Origin of the sequence: Wolbachia endosymbiont of Ctenocephalides felis wCfeT, assembly GCF_012277295.1 — a bacterium.
Classification (GTDB): Bacteria; Pseudomonadota; Alphaproteobacteria; order Rickettsiales; family Anaplasmataceae; genus Wolbachia.
Genome location: NZ_CP051156.1, coordinates 948,658 through 963,304 on the forward strand (window position 1 = coordinate 948,658; position 14,647 = coordinate 963,304).

The following is a 14,647-nucleotide window of genomic DNA, read 5'->3' on the forward strand; positions in this document are numbered from 1 at the left end:
TTATCTTTTTCTTTTTTGTAGGATTTATAATGATTACGTTTGTTTTACCTAGCGTTCTTGTTTTTTTCCTTTTTCTCACAAAAAGAAATAACATAAATTTCATGATGAATTCTATATTAAATAAATTTTTAAACGAATTTAATGGTAGTAGGAGTCATAATTCCAGCAGTAGTAATATGTCCAGAGATGAAGCGCTAAAAATACTGGGATTAGACTCTGAAGTTAGTGAAGATGAAATCAATAAAGCATATCAAAAGTTAATGAAGTTAATTCACCCAGATAAGGGAGGTTCAGAGTATTTTGCACAAAAATTGAATGCAGCGCGCGATAAACTGCTGAAGAAGTAAAAAACGTTATGTCCTGGCTTGAATAATTAGAACAAATTGCAGAAAAATTCAGTTATTTCCGTTTTGGAAATAACTGCTTTTGAGGTATATTATGGGCCATAAAGAAAAGTGTCGTTCTAGCGTGTGACGCTAGAATGGCTTTATTACATCGCTCTTTGGATAGGAGGCAATGCATAATAAATTCATGAAGCTATCTCAAATTTAGCCATGCCTATTTCAGTAAATTTGTTCAGCAAATAACACTTGAGTAGCATTTCTTTCTCACGGTTAATCTCAGATTTGTTCCTAAAACTAAACCCAAATGTTTGCTTCAGTCGCGAGAAAAAACTTTCTATATAAGATCTCTTCCCATAATTTATCTCTTTTTTCCACTTCTTCATACCATCTTCACCATATGACTTTATGAACTTGATTGTAGAATTTCTCTCAGCCATATAATCCAGCTTTGGATGCTCCACTGCATTGTTTTGCAGAGGAATTTTTGTCTTTATGCCAAGCTCATTGCACAATTTGTATAACTTCTTTCGATTATATGCTCTGTCTGCATATAGTGTGCTTATATTGTATTTAGCATTAGCCCTTGCAATAAGATCACAGGCTCCATAGTGGTCAGAATAAACTCCACTACTGTATTTTGCAGCTATGACTTTTTTGCTACCTATCTCCAGCATTACATGCAATTTTCTTGTTTGCTTATAGCCACGGTACTTTCTATCTGTACCGTTTGCCTTACTATGGCCTGGAATATTATTGTAGATGCTTATTCCAGTGCTATCTATGGCGATCTCAATATTTTCCATACTGTTTTTATCATGTCTTCGATCATTAATTTTTAAGTTAAGCTTTTTGAATCTTCTGGAAGCCTGGGAATAGCTGATAACTTGCAAATTTTTTCCTATTTGCTCAAGGTATCCCGCTATAAACCCCACCGTTTGTCTTAGGCCTATTCTAAACAAATAAGTTATTATGTGAATTAGAATTACGACTTTATCACTATAAATATTGTTGCCACCGGCCATTTTGGGACTTTTTTCGTACCAATTTTCTATGGCATCGTTGACGTAATAAAAAATATTTCCTCTTTCTTGGAGAAATTTGTTATATTCGTAGCAGTTACTGACTTTCATTTTGACTGGCATATTTTTCCTTTGTCGGTTAAATGCCTGTTTATAATGAATTTTGTCAGTAACTCCCAGTTCTTTTTACTTTAGCTATGCAACAAAGCCATTCCATTTCCATTTTTTCCACCATCTGTTTCACACCTATCATAGAATTCTCCTTGTCCTCTTATAGCATTGGCTTGTCCACCAGATGCAACATTATTATCACTATATGTTCTATATTTATCCCGATCATTATCGCCAAATAAGAATAGTATATCAGGATTACCAGCTATAAGTTTTCCATTATACCAACCTGTATCCACTTGACCAATACCAGTCTCTTTCAATAGTATTACTCTAATACCTTCTTCCATCTGAGATTTTAGTTGAGTAGCAGCATCATCTTTACATGGAGTTATAGTTTGTTCACCTTTTTTATTAATGTAGAAAGATTTGACCATACCTGCAATAACTCCAAAGAAAACTACAAGGGCAGCTCCAACTTCAATTAAGAACCAGAATGAGAGATGGAGCATCAGAATCAGAATTGGAAGACATAGTACCAAATAAACAAGAGCAGTACATATTGCTCCGGTTTTAAAGCCACTGAAAAAGTGCTTCTTTGTGTTATTACTATACATATAAATTACCGTACGCTTTATTAATTATACTAAAATTATAACAAAGATTATAAAAAAATCAATAAGCAGATTTATTGATAAAAACTTTAACTTTTAATTTATTATCAGTAACATTTACATAAACAGCTATATTATGTCTGAATTTGGGAATATATTGCTATTTGCAGCATGTTTACTATCTTTTACATGTTCATTTTTGCCATTTTTATTACCTAAGTCTTTTCGACCGATTACGATTGCAATTTTTTCCTGTACTGTAATATCGATGGCTATTTTGATTTACTGCCATATTGCAAACGATTTCTCACTTGAAAACGTATATTACCACTCACACACAACAAAACCTTTGCTCTATAAAATCTGTGGCGTTTGGGGCAATAAAGAGGGATCTATGTTACTTTGGAGTTTGGTGCTTACCTTTTATCTGCTGATGATGGATATTTGCATACGACAAACATTCCAGCACTATTCCAGTGTCAACTACTCTGGTGACAATCTGAGAGCCACTAAAATTATGCCTGATTGGGCTTTCAAGAGGGTTGCTTTAATTACTCAAAGTTTAATCTGTTTTGGTTTTTTATTATTTACTTTAATTGAATCTAATCCATTTATAAGAATGGTTAGTATTGAAACAGATGGATTGGGTTTTAATCCAATATTGCAGGATATAGGGCTTGCTATTCATCCACCAATATTGTACCTTGGGTATCTTGGATTTAGTGTACCTTTTTCGCTCTCCATAGCTGGATTAATTACTAAAATTGAAGGAAATGCCTGGGCTAAAATAGTAAGGCCTTGGGTGCTTTTTTCTTGGTCATTACTTACCTTAGGTATTGGTCTGGGCAGTTGGTGGGCATACCGCGAACTCGGCTGGGGGGGATTTTGGTTTTGGGATCCAGTTGAAAATGTTTCCCTTATGCCCTGGCTAATAGCGGTTGCACTTACGCATTTATTACTCGTAGTACGAAATTTCAATAAGTTAAGAAACTTTGCCATTTTACTTACGCTTACAACTTTTATCTTAAGCATTACAGGAACATTTTTAGTTCGCTCCGGAATATTGTCATCAGTACATACATTTGCCGATGATCCAAGATATGGGCTTTATATATTAGCTTTGCTTGGTATCATAACAATAGGCAGCTTGGCAGTTTTTGTTATATGTACAAAAATACCTGTTATATCATTCCAGCGCGTGACACTGGAATCCAACTCTATTCAATCAAATAAAACCTTCTTCTCACGCTCCTCAATGATGCTAGTAAACAATTTATTGTTCATTACTGCATTTTTTGTCGTATTTGTTGGCACGCTATATCCTACATTGCTTGAGTATTTGACAGGTGAATTAATTTCGGTTGGAGCGCCATATTATAACTCTCTATTTAATCCTATTGCACTAGCTGTTTTAATCCTTACTATGATCGGGCAATATTGCCGTTGGCAAGGAAATAGTCTTTTACCAATATTTCGTGAGTATAGATTTTCATTCTGCAGTGCTGCAGCAATTTTGCCGTTTGTTTTTTACAAGGGAATAATGATTGCATCATCAATTACTGTTTCTATAGCGCTATTAGTGTTTGTTTTGGAAGCATACAGCAAAAGAGTTAATTTATTTAAAGCAACATTTAGTGAATCAATTTTATTGATAAAAAAAGTCTCAAAAGCATATTATGCAATGATGCTAGCACATGCAGGGGTAGCAATTCTTGTGCTTGGCATAGCCTGTTCAGTTGGTTGGCAAGAAAAGAAAGAAAGCTATTTGAGAATAGGGGATGGCATCACAGTTAATAATTTTAAAGTTACATTAAAAAATATTGAGTTAATAAAAAAAGAAAATTTCCATGCAGTAAAAGGAACAATGGATATTAGAAACTTGTTGAATAATAAGCTACTGGGTGAAATAACACCTGAGTATAGATTTTATCTTGTTGAAGGCCAGAAGAATGTTGAAAGCAGTATTTACCACAATCTATTTTCTGACATTTATGTTGTAATTGGAAAAATTGATAAGCTCAAGAGTAAAATTGCAACTAAAGTGTATTATAAGCCTGGAATGTCGATAATTTGGCTTGGAGCATTTTTAATTGCTTTTGGTTCATTTCTTGCTGCTTTACCTTTTAGAAAGTCTTCAACTATTTAACCTTATCATAGAATTTAGTAAATATCATAGTAAATGCACCATTACCCATGACATTTACTGAGGTAATTATTGGATCAAACACTACGTATAGTGCTGTAATTAATGAAAGCATCTCCGGGGAAAATTGTAGGTATTTTTCTAAAATAGGTAACATCACTACAATCCCCCCTGCTGGCACTGCAACAATGGCAAACTTGAACAATAAAAAATAAAGAAGGAAGGTTATGTAGTCCGTTGTAGACAATGCATAACCAGAAGCGATTATCATTGACAATATTATAATAAAAAAACAATCTCCCACTAAATGAAAGCTGGCAGTTATTGGCACTACAGATGACGTGGTATCTTGTTGTTTTGTATTTTTCTTACATCCCTCAAGAGTCAGAGGCATAGTTGCATTGCTAGACATAGTGCTCATTGCAGTAATAAATGCTGGTGCCATATTACTTATGCTAGCTATCCAGCGTATGACCCTAAATGAACTTGCTGCTCCATACAAAAGAAAAACATAAAAGTAGGCTGCAGATGTAATAATAATGAAGATTATCGAATAGTCTTTAAATATTACAGATAGAACTTGATCATGCTGCATTTTTAAAACAAGTCCAAGCACGAATACTGGAACGATTGGAGTTAAAAGTACTTTTAGCACAAAGAGAGTTAAATCTGACATTTTATCTGAGAGTTCTTTGCTTTTTTTAGGTAAAAGTGTGGATAGTACTATACTAGACACACACCCATAAGCAAGGGCGTGAAAATTAGAAAATAGCATAGGTAACTTAAATGACCACAAAGGTGTAACTGTTTCTTTATACTCCATATTTTGTATCGAATGAGCGCTCTGCACAATAAAATGCCCAACTGAATATGCTATCAAACTTGAAGCTAAGTTTGACAAAAATATTGTTATTACAAGTAATATTATGAACTTTACAGCTGATTGCTTAAGATTATTGATGCTGCTAAAAATTAATGCAAAAACAATAAACGGCATTATAAATAGCAGGACTTCTTTGATGCTTAAACTTACAGAATACAAAAAGGTTGTCTCCTCCACTGAAGCTAAATGACCGAAAAACGCAACTGAAATAATAACAGCAAGTAAAGTCAACAATTGTAACATGATTCATATAGTAATATACTAACGATATATAAGGTAAGTTTAATATTAAGTAAATAAAACTATAGTAGATTTTTTATGAAAATTTAAGTTGTTTTAATGGTAACTTCACTTTGTATCCATTCAGGTGTATGGCTTATCAGGTGTATGGCTTAAGAAGCAATAGCCAGTAGGTTTTGAAAAGGATTTAACTTCTTTTGCCTCCAAGTCAAGTACAATGAAATTATCCTCTCAAGAAACATATTTCCCCGTTTCGATTGTATAAAATATGAAACTTTTCGGTAAACAACGTAATGCCGAATCTGTCGCTCAGCATAGTTGTTTGTCAGTGGAATATTTTCTGGATCGTCCAAAAATTTCCACATCATCAGATCCGATTTCATGATATTTTTTGCTACTCGAGACGCTCCAATTGCCTCGGGTAAATTTGATATATTCTTTAAGTAATATCTCGTTCGCTTGCGTAATTTTCTTGCTCTTCTTATGAACCTTAATGTGTCTATTTCATCCTTTAACAGAGCTTTTTTCAATGCAAATAATTCAGTAGCAACATTCCTTAAATAATACCCCAAAACTTTCACTTCGCTATTCCAACTATGAGACAACCTTTCAAAATCTCTTGCTAAATGTGCCCAACAGACCTGCCTTTTCTTGCTGGAAAAGTAGTTGTAAGCTGCATATCTGTCGGTCACTACTAGGTTGTTATTCTTTCCAAATTTACTATTTTCCAGGACTTTCATCCCTCTTGACTCTGTCAATTTGATCACACTTCCTATTTTGCTCGCAAACATCCAGCACCAGCCCTGTTTACCTTTGTTGTAATGGCTAGTTTCATCGATATGTAAAATTTTGCTCTTGCTTACCTCTTCCTCAATTTGCTCATATGCTTCTTGGCATTTTTCTGCCACTCTAGCCTCGCTATTTGATACACTACCGACGCTGATATCCAGGTTGAAAATGTCCTTTATAATATTTGCCACTTCTTTTTTCGAATTCTTGTAAAATCCACTTAATGCTGTAATTACTGACTTAACTCTTGGACCAAATGTGTCCGCAGTTACTCCTTCTTGTAGCTTGCTACTTTTTCTTTTTCCACATCTTTTGCAACGTCCATGCTCTAGTTGATATTCAACTACATACGGCTTGATTTCCGGCAAATCGACCTTTTGATGAGTATACGGATCTTTTGATACCGCAATTTCTCCTCCGCACTCACACGTATTGGGCAGTTCTATTTTTACCATCTCATCTGCCTCCATTTTAGGGCGGTAACTGCCTTTATGTCCAACCTGTGCTCCTACTTTCCTGTCACTTTTTGGCTTATTTTCCCTCATCTTATATAATTCTTTGGAGCTTGGTATAGATGAATTTTTTGAACTTAAGCCAAGCCTTTCTTTTAACTCAGCGTTTTCGATCCTTAGCGCTTTATTTTCTGCTTTAAGCTCTTCTATTTTTGTTTCTAACTTTTCTATAGTCTGCTTAAACTTTCGCAAAATTCTAAAAGATCAACCATATTACCTCACAGCCACTCTAGTTTACCTTTTTAGCATTCCTTGTCTACTCTTTATTTTACCGCCCGGCTGAATGGATACATTTCATTGTACTTGACTTGGAGGCAAAAGAAGTTAAATCCTTTTCAAAACCTACTGGCTATTGCTTCTTAAGCCATACCCCTGAATGGATACTGACATGCTTAATTTATTATCTTCACGATAAAATAGAAAGTAATCTACTCTACTTGCCAACGCAAAAGCTGCTGAATATGTTATCCAATATCTCTTCAACGTTAATAATTCCAGTCACCGCTCCAAGCTCAAGTGCAGCAAGTCTTAATTCTTCCGATATTAACTCAATCGGATTATCAATATCAAAACGCTGCAGATGTTTCAGCGCCTTCAGCATGCAATTCCTATGTCTCTGCCTGGTTATTACTGGAATATCTCGATCACCCCCAAATTTTTCCTCTGCTTTTGCTTTTATAGCAGATATCAACTTATCCATCCCTGTTCTTTTTAAAATGGAAATAGGCAAGAAATCTATGCCGTTAATCTTTATATTGCAATCATTAGTGATATCGTCAGCTTTGCTTAGAACATAAATAGTATCGCTTTGGCTGATCTCTGTAGAAGCGGTGGTTACTTCAGTGCTATAAGGAAGTAATTCTATTCTTATATCAGCTTCACTAGACTTTTTCTTTGCTCGATTTATACCCTCTGATTCTATAGGATCTGAGCTTTCTCGAATTCCAGCAGTGTCATAAAGGATAATAGGATATCCACCAATATCAACATGAGCTTCAAGCACGTCTCTGGTCGTACCTGCATATTCGGAAACAATAGCAATATCGCGCTTAGCTAAAAAATTAAATAATGTTGATTTACCAGAATTTGGCTCGCCAGTTATTACAACATGCAAGCCTTCACGTAACCTCTCACCTCGCCTATTGTCATTTAGATGCTCTTTTATTGACTGTATCAGCAGCTGCACTTCATTATTAATTTTCTCCAATTCATGTTTTTCTGTGGTGATATCTTCTGGAAAATCTATATAAGCTTCGATTTTTGATTGTATCAATATTAACTTCTGTCTCCAACCATTATATAACCTCTCTAATTCGCCTGACATCTGCTTAACAGCTTGCCTTGCTTGCATTTTTGTTTCAGCATCAATGAGATCAGCAATTCCTTCTATTTGAGTTAAGTCAAATTTACCATTTAGAAAAGCTCTGAGTGAAAACTCTCCGGGCTTTGCTATAGCAAAAACCTTTGATAATTCCTCTAAAATGATCTTTATAACCGCTTTGCTACCATGCACTTGTAGCTCTATAACATCCTCACCTGTAAAACTATTTGGAGCAGGAAAATAAATGATTATTCCATTATCTATTAACTGGCTGGAGCTATCATAAAGATCAACCAAAGTAGCAAATCTTGGTATAACATCTTTCTTAACATTGAAGTGGTTCAAAGTCTTTAGTGCATCATTGCCAGAAATTCTAATTACCGCAACTCCTGACTTACCAAATACGGTTGATAAAGCAAAAATAGTGTCATTTGTATTGGTCATATAGACTGGTTTATTTCTTAGCAATTTTACACTTGAAAGGCTAAAACACCTAACTCAAAAATATCCAGAATTTTTACTCGCTTTGTTAGTTTACATATACTATTAATAGTATATGTAAATATTTACAGATGTGTTGAGTAAAAAACTACTATTCAAAACAGCAATTGCAATACTGTTATTAATCTTCGCATCAAGTGTGTCTTTTGCTGATAATGGTGAGAAGGAAAACAGTAATGATAAACATCAGTATAAAACAAAGGAAAATTTTTATATAGGTATTAACTCTGGTATTACATTGTCAGGAGCTCTGATATTTTTTGACGGCGCTTCTGTTGGCTATTCATATGGCAATATTAAAGTTGGGCTTGAAGGCTCATACCTGCGTACATCAAGCCCCAGTTTAACGAAAACAATAAATGCTTACTATTATTTTGACAATGAAGATGATACACCATACGTTGGAGTTGGCATAGGAACAATGGTCTTTATAGGCTCAAGAGGTGAAGATATATTGTGCTATGCTTATCATGGCAAGGTGGGTATGAATTTTAGAGTAAGCAATATACTAAACGCATTAATCACCTTTAAATTCACTTCTCCAGTAGATCAATCTGTTGTTCCTGCTGCAATGCAAGAACCATCGTTAATCCAAATTTTTTCATCTTTAGAAATTGGATTAACATTTGATTTCCTATCTTACTACAGGTAAGGCCTGATATAGCAAAGACTTTTTATATAAGATCTATTTAAAACACTTTATTTAAAAATTTCACTTGTTTTATTAATTCATACAAATATACTGCTAGCAATCTAATTAATTTGAGGTAATTTGTGAATATATTAAATAGAAAACTGCTATGTAAAACAGCATTAGCAACATTATTATTAACCTCCATATCAAATGCATCCTCTGCTTATGAAAACAGCCATTATTCAGATGAAAAAGAAGGCAACTTTTATATGGGTCTTAATCTTGGTAAAGTAATACCTAACATCGTCCCATTTAGTGCAAAAGAAGACGTGGAGAGTGTAACAACGGAAAAAATTTTTAGCTTAGATAGCAATGACAATGCTAAGGAAGGCTACGATCCTAAATACACGGGGGATTTTTTAGGTAGCGTTTCCATTGGTTATAAGATTGGAAATTTTGGAATAGAGCTTGAAGATCTTGTTTCATCAGTTACTACAAAAGATTGGTACGTAGAACTATACCGCAATCTCCCAGATAATAAGACTGGTGTTACTGATTACCACATAAAAAATAAGGATGGTAAATTTGAAAGTGCTACTTCGCCCAATATACATGAGTGGGAAAGTATAATAGACGATGGAGCAGGTGGAAATGGAAGAAGACAGTTACATAGTGCATTTAAAATGAAAAATGAGGGATTTCGTAATATTGCAGCTATGATAAATGCTTACTATTACTTGAATAATGAGAGTAATATAACACCATACGCTGGTATTGGTGCAGGATTAACTAATATTAAATTTCTAGGAGTATCTCACTTCAAGCCTGCTTACCAAGGAAAGGTTGGGGTAAGATACAATATCAATGATACAACCAAAATATCTGCCGGCTATAGATATTTCGGTGTTTTAGGCAGCACTTTTACTAAAGTAGACCCAACTGCAAAAATACCTGATATATACTATGGCAGTAGTTATAATGAAAAAATAGGGTACGCAGGCTCAACTACTGCAACTGTTGAAAGCAAATTTGCTCATCATGCTTTAGAAGTTAGGCTAACGTTTAATATCTAATCTTGCTATTGGTAATGTTACCATACCGGAAGGAAAGAGTTTATATGGTTCGTGCAAGCGAGAGAACTCTTACCTCCCTTGCACCGGAGTTTAAAATTTCCTGAGAGCAAGATCGTGCTGTTGAGCCGGTTGTTACCACATCATCAACTAATATTACAATTTTATCTTTAACGACTTCTTTATTGCTTACACTAAAAACTTTTTTTAGATTTTTTTCACGTTGTTTTAATGAAAGGCCAGCTTGTGGTACAGTATTGCAAGTGCGTCTTATTGCAAATGGTGTATAAAATAAATCAGATAATTTGCTCAACTCTTTTGCCAGTAACGCTGCTTGATTATACTTACGTTTGAGTAGGCGCATTCTATGCAATGGAACAGGGATTATAACCTTTGCACTTTTAAATACATCATGATTTGCCTGGTATATCCACTTTGCAAAGGTTTTTACGTAATTTAAGTTATCAAAAAATTTAAAATTTATGATCATGTTTTTACTATGCTGATCATAAGCAAACACTGACCTTAATACTTTAAATGGCGGAGGATTAACGATACACTTGCCGCATGTATGAATATCATCTGTAAAGTATCCATTCAGCCGGGCGGTAAAATAAAGAGTAGACAAGGAATGCTAAAAAGGTAAACTAGAGTGGCTGTGAGGTAATATGGTTGATCTTTTAGAATTTTGCGAAAGTTTAAGCAGACTATAGAAAAGTTAGAAACAAAAATAGAAGAGCTTAAAGCAGAAAATAAAGCGCTAAGGATCGAAAACGCTGAGTTAAAAGAAAGGCTTGGCTTAAGTTCAAAAAATTCATCTATACCAAGCTCCAAAGAATTATATAAGATGAGGGAAAATAAGCCAAAAAGTGACAGGAAAGTAGGAGCACAGGTTGGACATAAAGGCAGTTACCGCCCTAAAATGGAGGCAGATGAGATGGTAAAAATAGAACTGCCCAATACGTGTGAGTGCGGAGGAGAAATTGCGGTATCAAAAGATCCGTATACTCATCAAAAGGTCGATTTGCCGGAAATCAAGCCGTATGTAGTTGAATATCAACTAGAGCATGGACGTTGCAAAAGATGTGGAAAAAGAAAAAGTAGCAAGCTACAAGAAGGAGTAACTGCGGACACATTTGGTCCAAGAGTTAAGTCAGTAATTGCAGCATTAAGTGGATTTTACAAGAATTCGAAAAAAGAAGTGGCAAATATTATAAAGGACATTTTCAACCTGGATATCAGCGTCGGTAGTGTATCAAATAGTGAGGCTAGAGTGGCAGAAAAATGCCAAGAAGCATATGAGCAAATTGAGGAAGAGGTAAGCAAGAGCAAAATTTTACATATCGATGAAACTAGCCATTACAACAAAGGTAAACAGGGCTGGTGCTGGATGTTTGCGAGCAAAATAGGGAGTGTGATCAAATTGACAGAGTCAAGAGGGATGAAAGTCCTGGAAAATAGTAAATTTGGAAAGAATAACAACCTAGTAGTGACCGACAGATATGCAGCTTACAACTACTTTTCCAGCAAGAAAAGGCAGGTCTGTTGGGCACATTTAGCAAGAGATTTTGAAAGGTTGTCTCATAGTTGGAATAGCGAAGTGAAAGTTTTGGGGTATTATTTAAGGAATGTTGCTACTGAATTATTTGCATTGAAAAAAGCTCTGTTAAAGGATGAAATAGACACATTAAGGTTCATAAGAAGAGCAAGAAAATTATGCAAGCGAACGAGATATTACTTAAAGAATATATCAAATTTACCCGAGGCAATTGGAGCGTCTCGAGTAGCAAAAAATATCATGAAATCGGATCTGATGATGTGGAAATTTTTGGACGATCCAGAAAATATTCCACTGACAAACAACTATGCTGAGCAACAGATTCGGCATTACGTTGTTTACCGAAAAGTTTCATATTTTACACAATCGAAACGGGGAAATATGTTTCTTGAGAGGATAATTTCATTGTACTTGACTTGGAGGCAAAAGAAGTTAAATCCTTTTCAAAACCTACTGGCTATTGCTTCTTAAGCCATACACCTGAATGGATACTGTAGGTGCGCCCCAACCAGGGAACTTAGGGAGCATGGCTTTTATACCCGCCATAATTTCGCCTGGCATTTTTGTCATTTTCTCGTTTATATCTTGTACAATTAGTTTTGTTTGTGTTTTTATGAAACCTTCCATGTGTTTTGCGAAATATTGCATTAGCTCTTTAGTTTCCCCTGCAAGCTCTTTCGCAACAGTTTTTCCCAAAGGGAATGCTATATCTTTTATAGCAACCTTAACAATTGGTGAAATTCCTTTCATAATATGCCCACTCACAGGCACAGCAAGATAGTTTGCTATATCCTTTACTGCATCTCCAGTTAATCCAGCAACTTTTCCAAGTGCATCTAGAGCCAATCCGTAGCTTGCTGCATCTCCGTGTCTGCCATATGTTGTCATGAATTTAGGGCCATCATACGTCATGTCTCCTGTCTGCAGGTACTCGGGTATAAAAGGAAATGGATTGTCATATTTTCCTACTTGTTGAGGAAGAAGGTATCCTTTTGCTTCTTCCCATGCTTTCGACAAGTTTTTGGATGAATTGTCATGTTTTGGAAGGTACTCAGAATATGATCTTAGTGGCTTGTTACTGCATTTCATAATGTTCTCCTGTGTTATTTATGCTCATTTTAGCATAATATTACTAACAATATACTAACTTCTTAATATTTATTCAAAATTAAATTAGATCTTTGACAATTTTGCGTATAGACCATCCTGATTTATTAAAGAGTCGTGAGTACCTATTTCTTCTACTTTACCGTGATTAATCACTATAATCTTGTCAGTTTTTAGTGCAGTGGATAGTCTGTGTGTAATGATAATCGTTGTTCTATTTTGCATTAATTTACTCAAGGCTTTTTGCACTAGATTTTCACTCTCGTAATCAAGAGCTGAAGTTGCTTCATCTAGTATTAAAATCTGAGGATTTTTAAGTATAGCTCTTGCTATGATAATACGTTGTTTTTGCCCTTCAGAAAGTTTTAGCCCTCTTTTTCCTACAAATGTGTTGAATTTTTCTGGTAGCTTCTCTATGAATTCCGTTGCATAAGCACTGATGGCTGCTTGTCTTACCTCTTCATATTCAGCATTTGGGTTGCCATATAATATATTTTCCATTATTGAACATGAAAATATCATATGATCTTGCGGTACTAAACCAAACAGCGATCTTAAATCATTTAATGCAATTGATTTAATATTGTGTCCATCGATAGTAATACTGCCACTGTTTGGATCATGAAATCTGAGTAGCAGTTTTAAGATGGTGCTTTTACCGCTGCCAGAAGGTCCAACAATTGACACTGATTTGCCTGCCTCTATGGAAAATGATACGTTATTTAATGCCAGTTTTTCAGCATAAGAAAATGTTACATCATTTAATGCAATTTTTTTTTGGACATGACTAATTTTTATAGGATTATTAGCATCTACTATAGAACTCTTCATATTTTTGAATTCAAACAGGCGCTCAACAATTCCTAAACCTCGTTGCAGGTCACTGATGTTATCGCTTAAGTTATTTATAGCCCCTGCTGCAAGTGCTGAATAAAACACAAATGAAGATAACTCTCCTATGGTCATATTTTTGTTTAAAACTTCTTGGACACCAAAAAAAAGCAAAATAACTAGCGATCCTATTACGCACGTAATAATCAGAGTCACTAAAATAGCTCGCAAAAGCACTAATTTCATATATGATTTTGATGCTGAACTTAAATATCGCTTAAAACGGGTTTTTTCATTTTCTTCCAGCACAAAAGATTTAATAGTGACTATGGATCTAAAATTCTCCTCACTAAACGATGCAAGCTCAGTTAACTTATCTTGAGCAAAGCGGGAATAGCTACGGACTTTTTTTCCAAGTGAAGTCATAATGATTAGAAGGATAGGTATTATGGCAATTGCATACGCAGTTAGCTGCATGTTGGTATATAGTAACATTACCATACTACCGACCAGCATTACAAAGTTTCGCAGTATGGTGAGCAGGCTACTATTTATTATTGATTGCAGCACAGTTGTATCAGTAATTAATGCTGATATGACGTCTTGCACACCCGTATTTTCAAAGAAGCTTGGTTGTAGGTTGGTGATGTTGCTATAAAGATCATATCTGATTTTCGCGATAACTTTTTCACTACCAATGCCAATGAAATATAGCCTCATAAATGCAGTAATGGACATAGCCAGAACTATAAGTATTGCAACCAATAATTCGTTAGTAAAATGATGCTCAGTACCAGAATCGATTATATTGCTCAAACCTCTGCCGAAAAGGAGAATTGTTAAAGCTGAAAACAAAACAGCAATAAAGGCTGTAATGAAATAAGATAGGTTCGGTTTTATATAGTAAAATAATTGCTTAATGTCGGATCGCATATATTTAAAATCTACAGAGTTAAGTATATGAATTTTA

11 protein-coding genes and 2 pseudogenes are annotated in these 14,647 nt (G+C 34.8%); 5 read left to right on the forward strand and 8 right to left on the reverse strand.

Annotated features, from left to right (window positions below):
* Positions 1–176 precede the first annotated feature (176 nt).
* The gene (locus tag HF197_RS07480) at positions 177–347 is read left to right on the forward strand and encodes a DnaJ domain-containing protein (RefSeq protein ID WP_246168440.1); all 171 of its coding nucleotides are present in this window, start codon (positions 177–179) and stop codon (positions 345–347) included.
* 182 nt (positions 348–529) lie between these two features.
* Here the strand turns inward: HF197_RS07480 and HF197_RS04635 are convergent, their stop codons facing one another.
* Both HF197_RS04635 and HF197_RS04640 read right to left on the reverse strand, forming a co-directional pair.
* Positions 530–1,486: an IS5 family transposase gene (locus HF197_RS04635; protein WP_168464285.1), complete on the reverse strand. Its 957-nt coding sequence runs from the start codon at positions 1,484–1,486 to the stop codon at positions 530–532.
* A 68-nt stretch (positions 1,487–1,554) separates the two neighbouring features.
* Positions 1,555–2,091: a hypothetical protein gene (locus HF197_RS04640; protein ID WP_168464442.1), complete on the reverse strand. Its 537-nt coding sequence runs from the start codon at positions 2,089–2,091 to the stop codon at positions 1,555–1,557.
* A 133-nt stretch (positions 2,092–2,224) separates the two neighbouring features.
* Between HF197_RS04640 and HF197_RS04645 the strand changes: the two genes are divergently transcribed.
* Complete coding sequence (locus tag HF197_RS04645; protein ID WP_168464443.1) at positions 2,225–4,234, forward strand: heme lyase CcmF/NrfE family subunit; 2,010 nt, start codon at positions 2,225–2,227, stop codon at positions 4,232–4,234.
* Here the strand turns inward: HF197_RS04645 and HF197_RS04650 are convergent.
* The 3 genes and pseudogenes from HF197_RS04650 to mnmE form a co-directional block, all read right to left on the reverse strand.
* Entirely contained in the window at positions 4,227–5,357 is a 1,131-nt protein-coding gene (locus tag HF197_RS04650) for a cation:dicarboxylate symporter family transporter (protein ID WP_168464444.1), read from the reverse strand. The genes HF197_RS04645 and HF197_RS04650 overlap by 8 nt on opposite strands.
* Positions 5,358–5,506: 149 nt before the next feature.
* Positions 5,507–6,867, reverse strand: a pseudogene (gene tnpC / locus HF197_RS04655) (IS66 family transposase).
* A gap of 221 nt (positions 6,868–7,088) precedes the next feature.
* On the reverse strand, positions 7,089–8,420 hold the full coding sequence (mnmE, locus tag HF197_RS04660; RefSeq protein ID WP_168464901.1) for a tRNA uridine-5-carboxymethylaminomethyl(34) synthesis GTPase MnmE: 1,332 nt from the start codon (positions 8,418–8,420) through the stop codon (positions 7,089–7,091).
* Between the two features lie 196 nt (positions 8,421–8,616).
* Between mnmE and HF197_RS04665 the strand changes: the two genes are divergently transcribed.
* A complete protein-coding gene (locus HF197_RS04665; protein ID WP_168464445.1) occupies positions 8,617–9,129 on the forward strand; it encodes a hypothetical protein in 513 nt (170 codons plus the stop codon).
* Between the two features lie 122 nt (positions 9,130–9,251).
* Positions 9,252–10,184 (forward strand): P44/Msp2 family outer membrane protein, encoded by a 933-nt coding sequence (locus tag HF197_RS04670; RefSeq protein WP_168464446.1) that lies wholly within the window; start codon positions 9,252–9,254, stop codon positions 10,182–10,184.
* Positions 10,185–10,224: 40 nt separating this feature from the next.
* Here the strand turns inward: HF197_RS04670 and HF197_RS04675 are convergent, their stop codons facing one another.
* Positions 10,225–10,809 carry a ComF family protein gene (locus HF197_RS04675; protein WP_168464447.1) on the reverse strand — a complete coding sequence of 195 codons (585 nt, stop codon included), beginning with the start codon at positions 10,807–10,809 and terminating at the stop codon, positions 10,225–10,227.
* Positions 10,810–10,849: 40 nt separating this feature from the next.
* Here HF197_RS04675 and tnpC (HF197_RS04680) point away from each other — a divergent pair.
* A pseudogene (gene tnpC / locus HF197_RS04680) lies at positions 10,850–12,210 on the forward strand (IS66 family transposase).
* On the opposite strand, the gene HF197_RS04685 reads toward tnpC (HF197_RS04680), so the two are convergent.
* Positions 12,190–12,828: a hypothetical protein gene (locus tag HF197_RS04685; protein WP_168464448.1), complete on the reverse strand. Its 639-nt coding sequence runs from the start codon at positions 12,826–12,828 to the stop codon at positions 12,190–12,192. The pseudogene tnpC (HF197_RS04680) and the gene HF197_RS04685 overlap by 21 nt on opposite strands.
* Before the next feature lie 84 nt (positions 12,829–12,912).
* The gene (locus HF197_RS04690; protein WP_168464449.1) at positions 12,913–14,610 is read right to left on the reverse strand and encodes an ABC transporter ATP-binding protein; all 1,698 of its coding nucleotides are present in this window, start codon (positions 14,608–14,610) and stop codon (positions 12,913–12,915) included.
* Positions 14,611–14,647: the final 37 nt, after the last annotated feature.

Bases quoted from the DNA above. Each gene is read 5' to 3' on its own strand.
- HF197_RS07480 (WP_246168440.1), top strand. From the start codon at position 177: ATGTCCAGAGATGAAGCGCTAAAAATACTGGGATTAGACTCTGAAGTT.
- HF197_RS04635 (WP_168464285.1), bottom strand. From the start codon at position 1,486: ATGCCAGTCAAAATGAAAGTCAGTAACTGCTACGAATATAACAAATTT.
- HF197_RS04640 (WP_168464442.1), bottom strand. From the start codon at position 2,091: ATGTATAGTAATAACACAAAGAAGCACTTTTTCAGTGGCTTTAAAACC.
- HF197_RS04645 (WP_168464443.1), top strand. From the start codon at position 2,225: ATGTCTGAATTTGGGAATATATTGCTATTTGCAGCATGTTTACTATCT.
- HF197_RS04650 (WP_168464444.1), bottom strand. From the start codon at position 5,357: ATGTTACAATTGTTGACTTTACTTGCTGTTATTATTTCAGTTGCGTTT.
- mnmE (WP_168464901.1), bottom strand. From the start codon at position 8,420: ATGACCAATACAAATGACACTATTTTTGCTTTATCAACCGTATTTGGT.
- HF197_RS04685 (WP_168464448.1), bottom strand. From the start codon at position 12,828: ATGAAATGCAGTAACAAGCCACTAAGATCATATTCTGAGTACCTTCCA.
- HF197_RS04690 (WP_168464449.1), bottom strand. From the start codon at position 14,610: ATGCGATCCGACATTAAGCAATTATTTTACTATATAAAACCGAACCTA.